This window comes from Bacillus sp. 22483 (genome assembly GCF_052044605.1).
Lineage (GTDB): Bacteria > Bacillota > Bacilli > Bacillales > Bacillaceae > Bacillus > Bacillus altitudinis.
Map to the genome: position 1 here is coordinate 1 of NZ_JBQENU010000021.1, position 11,229 is coordinate 11,229.

Annotated in this window: 2 protein-coding genes; both read right to left on the minus strand. The window is 46.3% G+C overall.

What is annotated here, in order from left to right; all coding sequences use genetic code 11:
• Positions 1-8,627 (minus strand): amino acid adenylation domain-containing protein (locus ACTJJQ_RS19120; protein ID WP_440600509.1); only part of this gene is annotated, 8,627 nt, incomplete at its 3' end.
• Between the two features lie 19 nt (positions 8,628-8,646).
• Positions 8,647-11,229: condensation domain-containing protein (locus tag ACTJJQ_RS19125; protein WP_440600510.1), on the minus strand; the 2,583-nt coding region annotated here is incomplete at its 5' end.

Sequence of the window (11,229 nt, forward strand, 5' to 3'; positions counted from 1 at the left end):
CGTTTGTCCGTTTCCTCTGGGAGATTCCAGTAGCCTCTTGCCAGTCCTTTCCCCGCAATCACGAGCTCACCCGGTACGCCTTGCGGCGAGAGGTCATATAACGAACCCATAATGTAAAAACGAGTATTGGCAATCGCTGTTCCGATAGGAAGCGTGCCTTGATCTGGATCAATGATCCCGCTTGTCGCCACGACCGTATTTTCTGTTGGGCCGTAGTTATTGACGAGTTTGTATGGAACGGGCTTCACCTGTTTTAGCTTGTCCCCGCCTGTCAGTAAGTAACGGAGAGAATGATTGTCCATCGACATAAACTGCTCACATAGCTGTGTTGGCAGGAATGCAATGGTGATGCCTTCGTGATTAAAATACGAATTGAGCTTGATCATATCGAGGCGAATCGCTTCGTCGATGATATGGAGCTCTGCGCCGGCGATCCACGTCGGGAACATCTCCCAAATGGAGGCATCAAAGCCAAAGCCGGCATATTTGGCGGTTCGGTCTTGTTTCGTCACCTGGAAGGCATCATTGTGCCAAAAAGCAAGATTGACAAGGGACTGGTGCTCGACCATGACACCCTTCGGCTGTCCAGTCGTTCCAGATGTGTAAATCATATAAGCGAGATCCGTTGGTTTGACAGGAACCTGAATCTCGTGCGCTTCTCCTTCTACTGCCTCTTCTATGAAGAGGGTATGACCTGTGAAAGAACGTGGTGCAGTGAGCCCTTTCTGAATCAGAAGGACCTCTGCCCCGCAATCTTCCAACATGTAGGCAATGCGCTGCGCTGGATAATCGGCATCAATCGGCACAAATGCCGCACCTGCCTTGAGAACCCCAAGAACAGCGGCTGTCATCTCGAGCGATGGACGCGTGAGAATGCCGATGCGGTCTCCCGGTTTTGTGCCGCTGGAAATGAGTCTTGCGGCGACTGTATTCGCCCGGTTGTTCAGTTCTTCATACGTCCAGCTTGTGCCGCAGAAAGTTACGGCTTTTTGATCAGGTACTTCCTGTGACTTCGCCTCAATCAATGCATGAACCGTTTGATCTGTCGGGACATTTAGGACAGGTCCGGACCAATCATCAAGCAGATGTCGCTCTTCTTCTTTGGTTAAGATGGAGATGGTTGAGATCGGCTGATTCAATTTCGCAAGCATTTCGTCTATGATTCGCTCAACATATTGACTCCATCGCTGAATGGTACTCTTTTTAAATAGTGCCGCTGCATATTCAAAGCGCAAGCCCACTTGATCTTGTTCCTCAAAGATGCCGAGCGTTAAATCAAACTTTGCCTGAACGGCTTCTTGCTGTCTGTGTGAAAGCGTAAGTCCATTCAAATTCGGTAACGTCAGATCACGCTCATCCGTTGTCATCATGACACTAAACAACGGGTTGCGGCTCGTGTCTTTCGGAAGGTCTAACTGCGCGACCAAATCCTCAAACGGGAATCCTTGATGTTCATAAGCTGATAGATTGTGATCTTTTATTTTTTCTAGCAGATGCTCTGCAGTTTCTTCTAACTGAACGTCATGTCGAAGGGCCAGTGTATTCACAAACATGCCCGGAATCCGTTCGATTGACGCATGTGTACGTCCAGCCGTTACAGCCCCTATGACGATGTCATGCTGCCCAGTCAATTTATGAAGGAGAATGGCAAAGGCCGTTTGCATCACCATGTTCAAGCTCACATTTTTTTCAGCCATGAGCGCTTTGACATGCTGCGCCTTTTCAGCAGACAGCCATCTATCCACCCGGTCTCCTGCAAATGACTGCACACTAGGCCGCGGGAAATCAAGCGGAAGTGCTAAGTCTTCTGGCGGCTGTGCATATTGCTCCAGCCAATACTGCCGCTGTTTTTCAAGTGCTACTTGCTGCTCTTCCTCTTGCTGCCATACCGCATAATCCTTGTAGTGCAACTGAACTGGCGGTAACGTCTTATGCTCATACAATTCCGCTAATTCTTGAATAAGTAGACTGCGTGTCACTCCGTCTGCGATGATATGGTGCATATCCATCATGAATACATATTTGTCATCAGACAGCTTTGCCACTTTCGCTCTCATTAGAGGTGCTTGATGTAATGAGAATGGTGTCATGAAGTTGTCTACGACGGATTGTACCTGATCGCTTTCTACTTCAACCATCTGTAACGTAAACGGCACACGGCGATAGATTTTTTGGACGGGACTGCCGTCAATTTCAACAAAGGCTGTCCGCAATGACTCATGTCTATCAATTAAAGCTTGAATCGCTCCTTCTAGCTGCTTCAGATCAAGGTTTCCTTCCATCATGAAAACGGCTGGCATATGGTAGGTGACGGATTCTGGATGCAACTGCTGTAATACGTACATTCGCTTTTGTGCGGAAGAGACTGGATAGAAATCTTGCTTTTCCGCTGGCTGAATGGATGTGACGAGCGAAGAATCAGCTTCTTCCAAATAGGCAGCTATCGCACGTATCGTTGGCTTTTCAAAAAGAACCTTGAGTGGAACATGCTGATTCAGTTTGGCTTGCATTTTCGAAATGAGCACCATGCCTTTCAAAGAATGCCCACCTAATTCAAAGAAATGGTCATCAATGCCGACTTTTTCAATCTCAAGAACATCTGACCAAATATCACAAAGCGTCTGCTCAAGCGCCGTTTCTGGTGCTGCATGTGCCGTGCGGTTCATATGTGCCTCATGAGGAAGCGGCAGAGATTTTGCATCCACTTTTCCGTTTTGCGTCAGCGGCATATGATCCACTTTGACAAAATAAGTAGGAATCATGTAATCCGGTAGTGTCTCTGAAAGCTTTTCTCTAAATGTCAGCGTTCCAATGTGATCAGGTGCTGTATAATATAACGCCAGCTCCGGTAAACGAGATGTGTTGATCACTTTGACATACACTTTTTGAATGGTTGAAAGGGCACGTGCGGCATGCTCAATTTCTTGTTTCTCAATTCGATAGCCGCGAATTTTCACTTGATCATCTACTCTTCCAAGGAATTCAATCTCTCCATTTGTATGCTGTCTAACCAAATCTCCCGTTCGATACATCCGCTCTTGAGGGAAATAAGGATTTTCAAGAAAACGCTCCGCTGTTAATTCAGGCTGATTCAAATAACCTTTTGAAACACCATCACCTGAAATGTAGAGCTCACCCGGTGCGCCATAAGGGACAAGGCGCTGCTCGCGATTGCATACGAGCGCTCTTGTATGAGCAATAGGCTTTCCAATGATAGAACGCTCCTTTAAAGCGTCCAGCTCATGCGGTGTCATTAGCTTGCTCACTGTACCAATCGTTGTTTCTGTCGGACCGTAATGGTTCATCACTGCCACGCATGGATGCTGCTTCATAAATGTCTCAACATCTTCAGAGACAATCGGTTCTCCTCCCAATACCACAAGCCGTAAAGCGTCAAATGTATGACCCTTCGAATCTGCCATCATATGAAATAAGGATGGTGTCATTTTGATATAAGTCAGCTCTTGTTCATCAATAAAACGCATGAGACGTACAGGGTCTGTATACACGTCTTCACGAGGAATATAGAGTGTCCCGCCTGCTTTTAGAACCGGGAAAATGCTTGTGTAACCAAGGTCGTATGCATAAGAAGACAGGAGTGCCGTTCGATCGCATTCTTGTAAAGTCACTTCATGTGTCAACCAATTGACGTAGTGTGATAGATTACGATGCGTGAGCTGTACACCCTTTGGCTTCCCTGTTGTTCCAGATGTGTAAATCACATAAGCCAGTTGATCAACCGATACGTCCGGCAGGTCTAGAGAATCGTTTCGTTGGACGGCTTTCTCCACATGTACGACCTGAATCGACTTGAGATGCTGATAGGAATCACCAAGAGACTCATTTGCCACGATGACTTTTGCCCCTGAATCTTTTAATGTGTAACGAATACGTTCCGCAGGAAAAGCTGGATCAATTGGGACAAATGCACCGCCTGCTTTCATTACACCTAGCATCGAGACAATGACATAGACAGACCGATCAAGAATAAGCGCGACTGTGCTTTCTTTCTCTACGCCTTGCATCTTCAGCTCACTGCAAAGAGCATTGGACATGTGATCTAGTTCACGGTAAGTCAGCTTCCTTTCACCATCCATCACCGCAATGGCATCAGGTGTTTCCATGGCTTGACGTGAAAATTGCACATGGTACGGCTCATGTTGACCTGCTTGTTCTCCATCCCTTTTCTCCAGCCGCTCCATTTGCTCATGCTGATCCAAGAGGTTGAACAAGCCAATTTGTTCATTCGGATGCTGGACCGCCTCACGAATAATCGCAAGCAGATGTGTTCCGAACCGGCGGATGGTTTCCTCTTTAAATAATGCCGTTGCATAGTCTAGGCTTAGTTTTATTTCTCCCTCACGTTCAAATGCTTCTAGAGACAGATCAAATTTGACGGATCGGTGCTGCATTGCATAAGGCGAAATGTTCAGATCGCCGAGCTTTAGTGCAGGAACATCCATGTTCTGCATATTAAACGAAACACTAAAGAGCGGGCTTCGGGTTGTATCACGATCAAGCGGTAGACGCGCGATTAACTCTTCGAGCGGATAGCTTTGATGTGCAAAAGCATCTACACTCGTTTCTTTTATTTCTTCAAGCAGCTGTAAAAATGACTTTTTTTGTTCCGGTTTCCCGCGCATCGCAATGGTATTGATGAACATCCCCGGCATGTCCTGAATATCTGGATGTATTCGTCCCGCAACAGGAGATCCGACAATGATATCTTCCTGTCCGCTGTAGGATGCGAGCAGCACTTGAAATGCAGATAACAAGAACATGTACAGCGTCGTATCTGTTTTCTTGAGCAGCTCATGAATACGCTGAGTTGTCGCTTGATCACAGCCAAACATCACTCGTTCTCCAGAAAAATCACGTTCCACTGGACGCGGAAAGTCTGTCGGCAAATCTAAAACCGGTACATCTCCTTGGAATTGCTTCAGCCAATACGCTTCATGCACACGCTGTTTCTCTGTTTCTTCTTCACTTAACTGCCAGACAGCGTAGTCTTTATAATGAATGGCTCTTTCTGCAAGTGCCTCTCCATCATAGGCTTTCGCCAAATCCTGAATGAACGTCTTCATGGAACTGCCATCTGTAATCAGGTGATGTGCTTCCAGAACTAAAAGATGACGGTCGTCACTCACTTTGAGCAGCTGTGCCCGCAGGAGGGGAGCGGCTGTCAAATCAAACGGCGCCTGACGTTCAGCAAGAAATGCCTCGGCCTCTTCTTCCTTTACATCATGGACAGGGAGGTCAAATGCCGCTCGTTCATGTACCCTTTGGACGATGTTCTCGCCTTTCATATGAAAACTCGTTCTTAAAATTTCATGCGTTTGAATCAATTCATCAAATGCTGAGGTGAGCCGCTGATGATCGAGCGTACCTTCAAGCGTTAAGACGATCGGAATATGATAGTTCGTACTCTTAGGTTCAAGTGTTTGTAAAATGTATAAGCGCCGCTGAGCTGGTGACACTGGGTAGTCCTCCGCCTTCGCTGCGGGTAAGATCGGATGTCCTTGTTCTTCTTGACCGTCCTGGTCAATGTATGACGCAAGCGATCGAACCGTTGGCTTTTCGAATATCACTTGAATCGGAACTTCCTTTTGGAACACTTCTTGGATTTTGGCTGACATCATCATTGCTTTGAGTGAATGTCCGCCAGTCATGAAGAAATGCTCATCTATTCCCACCGCTTTCCCAAGCAGTTCCTCCCAAATTTGAGCAAGCGCCTTTTCCGTCTCGGTTTCAGGTGGAATGATCCTGATTTCTTCACGATCAGCTTCGTCAGGCGTTGGTAAAGCTTTTCGATCGACCTTTCCGTTTGTGGTAAGCGGAAAAGCATCTAGCTTCATGACGTGATGAGGTACCATATATGCTGGCAGTTCTTGATTAAATAGAGCCCGCACTTCTTCTTCCGTGATCGTTCCCGTATAGTAAGCGGTCATTTCTTTTTCATCTGAAGGAGACTCATGGATGAGCACAACCGCATCATCGATCCCCGTCTCTTGTTGAAGAATCGTTTCAATTTCACCGAGCTCAATACGGAAACCACGGATTTTCACTTGATCATCTGTCCGTCCGAGGAATTCGATTTGACCATTTGAACCGTACCTAGCCAAATCTCCTGTTCGATACAAACGCCCTTCTGCCTTGAAAGGATCAGCGATAAATGCTTGCTTTGTTAATTCTGGACGATGGAGATATCCTCTTGAGACACCGTCTCCGCCAACATACAGCTCTCCTGGCGCGCCAATTGGCTGAAGTCTTTGATTGTCATCTAAAATGTAAGCGGACGAATGATTGATCGGCTGACCAATTGGAATCGTGCCCGTTTCATCCCCTCTCACCTCATAAATGGTCGAGATGGTGGTGTTTTCTGTTGGGCCGTACGCATTCAGTAAAACAAGTGATGGATGATTTTTCTTCACAAGCTCTGCACTTTTCACATTGATCACATCACCGCCTGTGATCAATTTGAACAGTCCTTTAAACATATGCGGTCGCTGCTGAGCGAGTTGATTAAACAAACCAGTTGTTAAAAAGAGCGCCGAGATTTGATTCGTTTGGATAAAGCGTTCAAACCGGTTGATGTCCAATAACGTGTCACGGTCAACAGGATAAAGCGTTGCACCGTTCAGCAGTGTGGTGAAAATTTCAAAAGTAATGGCATCAAAGCTGACTGCTCCTGTATGTGCCATACGATCCGACTTGTTCAAGCCCAGTGTCTCCTGAGAACATGCCAATCTGACAATATGCTGATGCTCAATTTGAACCCCTTTTGGCTGGCCGGTTGACCCCGACGTGTACATGATATACGCCAATTGCGAAGGAGAGGTCTCGACTTCGAATGGTCCGTTGGACTGATTCGATATGTCCGACACACGAACGGCTTGGATACTTTCATGAACTGGCGGCTGGCTGTACGCATAGAGCAAAACGGATGCACCGCTGTCTTCAAGCATAAAGCGGATTCTCTCCTCCGGCTGGGCTGGATCAATTGGTACATAAGCAGCCCCTGCTTGAAGAACCGCTAAAATGGCGATCACTGCTTCAGCAGATCGATTCATATACACTGCGACAGCATCTTCTTGTTTCACTCCGCTATCAATCAAATATCCCGCAACACGATGGATTTCTTGGCCGAGTTCTTCATAGGTGAATGCCCGCTCTCCTTCGACTAACGCCAGATGGTCTGGCTGCGTTTGAATGCGTTCTTTAAGAAGCTCAGGAATAGACAGATGCTTTGGATAATCTCGTTCTGTCTTGTTCCATGCTTCAATCTGCTGTTTTTCTTCTTCGGTGATACACGTCACGTCATGAAGGCGAACTTCCGGATTCTCGATGATCTGCTTCATGAGGTTGGTCAGGTGTTTCGATATTTTTTCAATGACCTCTTCTTCAAAAGCCACCGCATTGTATTTGATTTTCAATGTCCATGTTTCACCTGGATATACGAGGACATTTAGATCGAAATTCGTTTGTTCAAATCCGTCTTTTACATCAATGGAAAACCCTAGACGTTCCGACATAGTGTCACCAGATAGCTCTTGATCTAAAGGATAGTTCTCAAACCCGACCAAGTGATCGAAGAGTTGTCCTCCTGCAGCTGTCTGTTGCTGAATGTCATAAAGCGGCATAAAATCATAGTTTTCCGCTTCCAGCGCATGCTGCTGAACTTTTTGAAACAGCTGTTTGAAGGTGTCTTCCTGATCCATTTCTACCCTGACCGGTATTGTATTGATAAAAAGTCCTGCCATCTGTTCTATACCAGCCACACTTGGCGGCCTGCCAGATACGACTGTTCCGAAAGTGACATCATGTGCCGCATGGTAAGTGCCTAAAAGAACCGACCAAACAGCCTGGAATAGATTCGGTGCTGTCACTTGGCAATTCCTTGCGATCTCTTGAATGGTGCTGACCATTTCAGCATCCCATGTGAACGTCCATTCCTGATGGTCATATTGTCCGTTCGCTTCTTTTTGCTGCAAAAGCCCTTGATGCTGAATCGCACCATCTAAGCGAACCTTCCAATAGCCTTCCGCTGCTTGTTGATTTTGCTTGCCAAGCCACTGAATATAATCTGCATAAGGTTTTCCTTGTGAGCGATCCGGCGTTTTGCCGTTCCGATAAGATTCGTAGTAATGAAACAATTTTTTCATCAAAACTCCCATGGACCAACCATCCATGATGATGTGATGGTTGCTCCAAATGAGATGCCAGTTTGTTTCATTCAGTTGAAAAACAGCGACCTTCAATAACAAATCATTCGTTAAATGGAAGCCTTGCTTTCTCACTTGCTTTTTATATTGATCTAGTACCTTTTGCTGTTCCTGATGATTCAGGTGAGATAGATTCTCTCTATACACATCTAGATTGCGCTCTGCCAGTACAACCTGACGCGGCTTCTGTAATTGCTGATAGACAAAGGCTGTACGGAGAATGTCATATGTGCCGATGAGCTCATTGAGACTTTTTTCAAAAAGATCGAGATCAAACTCCCCTCTTATTCCAAGCTCCAGCTGTGTGAAATAAGAGGACGAATTAGGGTCTAGCATGGCATGATATAACATACCTTCTTGCATTGGTGTTAAAGGATATACCTTTTGAATCTTCTGTTTGCTCATAGTCCACCTCTTCGTTTGCTTAAAATATATCCATTAGCTTTTCAAGTTCATCCATGGTCAGGTCATCGTCTCCTACATCACTAGGTGTAATTTGCGCTTCATCTTGTGATACACAATGTGAGATGATTGCCTTCACGTTCTTTTTTAAAAGGTCCTTAAACTGTTCCATCGTTTGCTCTTCGAATTCAAGCTGGTGATATGACATCGTCATATGGAACATGCCCTGTTCTACGAAACCAACAATATCTAATGCATGAGGTTTCTCTGATTCTGGACTTAATGATTGACCTGCCTGCCAAGTGGATCGACTTAGTTCACCCCCGCCAATCTGTTCATCAAACTGACCAAGATAGTTAAAGCTGATATCTGGCGTGACATCAAATGCGAGACCGTCCTTCATTTTGTCAGGCGTTAAGTATTTTAAAACGCCATAGCCGATTCCCTTGTTCGGAATGTGTCTGAGCTCTTCTTTCAAAAGCTTGATTTGATACGAAAGATCCTCCGCATGCGACAAATCAAGTAGCACAGGATACATGCTCGTAAACCAGCCGATGGTCCGCGACACATTGACCGCCGGAAGGATGTCTTCCCTTCCATGTCCTTCAAGGTGAATAAAGTGTCTGTCTTCTCCTGTCCACTCTTTCAGGGTCAATCCTAAAGCGGTTAGCAAAATGTCATTGATTTCCGTATGGTACGCCTCATGTACTTCTGTCAGTAGACTGCGTGTTTCTTCCTCAGACAGCGTAAAGCGAATGGTTTTTGTATGCAGCATTCTTTGATCCTCTGTAACATGATCCTTTTGCAGAGGTGCAGTTAAATGCCCAAGTACCTTTTTCCAATAGTCCCTTTCTGCCAGCAGCTCATCTGACACTGCATATTCCGTCAACTTCTGGGCATATGCTTGGAATGAATGTGTTTTTTCAGGAAGTGTCAGCTCTTCCCCACGCTTCGCCTGCTCATAAAGAGCCATGAAGTCTTCAAGGAAAATACGCCATGACACACCATCAATGACAAGGTGATGTACAACGAGCAATAAGTGATCTCCATGATCCGTACGGAAAATCGCAGGTTTGACTAACGGTCCCTCTGTTAAAGAAATACTCGCCTGCACTTCATTTGCCAGCTTTTCTACGTGCTCGATTTGCTGTGATCGTTCTCCTTGTACTTCTATCACGTCCACCGCTACATCGTTTTCGTCTACTCCACGATGACGCTGGATGATGCGTCCTTCTTCTATCGGATAAACCAATCGCAAAGCATCATGATGGGTCATCATCTGCTCGAGCACTTGCTTGACAAGCGCTTCATCCAAACCATTTGCCGCATGGAGCATAACGGACTGATTCCAATGATGCTGGCTGCTGAAGTTCCGTTCAAAGAACCAGCGCTGTATAGGTGTTAAAATAACCTCTCCTTCGACAGCTGACTGATCGGCTGTGAGAAGATCCGCTTCTTCGATATATGGGCGAAGCTCCGCAATCGTTGGATATTGGAAAAGCAGTTTCATATCGAGCTTCCAGCCTTCTTGCGTGAGTCTGCTTACCATCTGGATGCCTTTAATCGAATCTCCGCCAAGGAAGAAGAAGTGGTCGTGAATACCAACTTGGCTGACGCCAAGTACATCTTCCCAAATGCCGCAAAGCAGTGCTTCCACTTCATCTCTTGGCGCTTCGTATGCAGTTTGATTCGCTTCCACATCAGGTGCTGGCAGTGCTTTGAGATCGACTTTGCCATTTGCCGTCATCGGCAGTTGGTCTAGCTTGATGATCCATGATGGCACCATATATTCTGGCAAGATGCGCTTTAAGTTTTCTTTCAACGTATCCGTTTCTTTATCTGTGATGACGTAAGCGACAAGAGCGTCTTGATCACTTGCGTCTTTGACCGTTGTCACGACGGCTTCTTGGACTGAATCCAGCGCAAGGAGCTGCGCTTCAATTTCTGACAGCTCAATACGGAATCCGCGGATGCTCACTTGATGGTCTTTTCTGCCGAGGTAGATCAGCTCGCCATCCTCTGTCCATTTCACCAAGTCACCTGTACGGTACATGCGCTCTCCTGGATAAAATGGATCTGGGACAAACCGTTTGTCCGTTTCCTCTGGGAGATTCCAGTAGCCTCTTGCCAGTCCTTTCCCCGCAATCACGAGCTCACCCGGTACGCCTTGCGGCGAGAGGTCATATAACGAACCCATAATGTAAAAACGAGTATTGGCAATCGCTGTTCCGATAGGAAGCGTGCCTTGATCTGGATCAATGATCCCGCTTGTCGCCACGACCGTATTTTCTGTTGGGCCGTAGTTATTGACGAGTTTGTATGGAACGGGCTTCACCTGTTTTAGCTTGTCCCCGCCTGTCAGTAAGTAACGGAGAGAATGATTGTCCATCGACATAAACTGCTCACATAGCTGTGTTGGCAGGAATGCAATGGTGATGCCTTCGTGATTAAAATACGAATTGAGCTTGATCATATCGAGGCGAATCGCTTCGTCGATGATATGGAGCTCTGCGCCGGCGATCCACGTCGGGAACATCTCCCAAATGGAGGCATCAAAGCCAAAGCCGGCATATTTGGCGGTTCGGTCTTGTTTCGTCACCTGGAA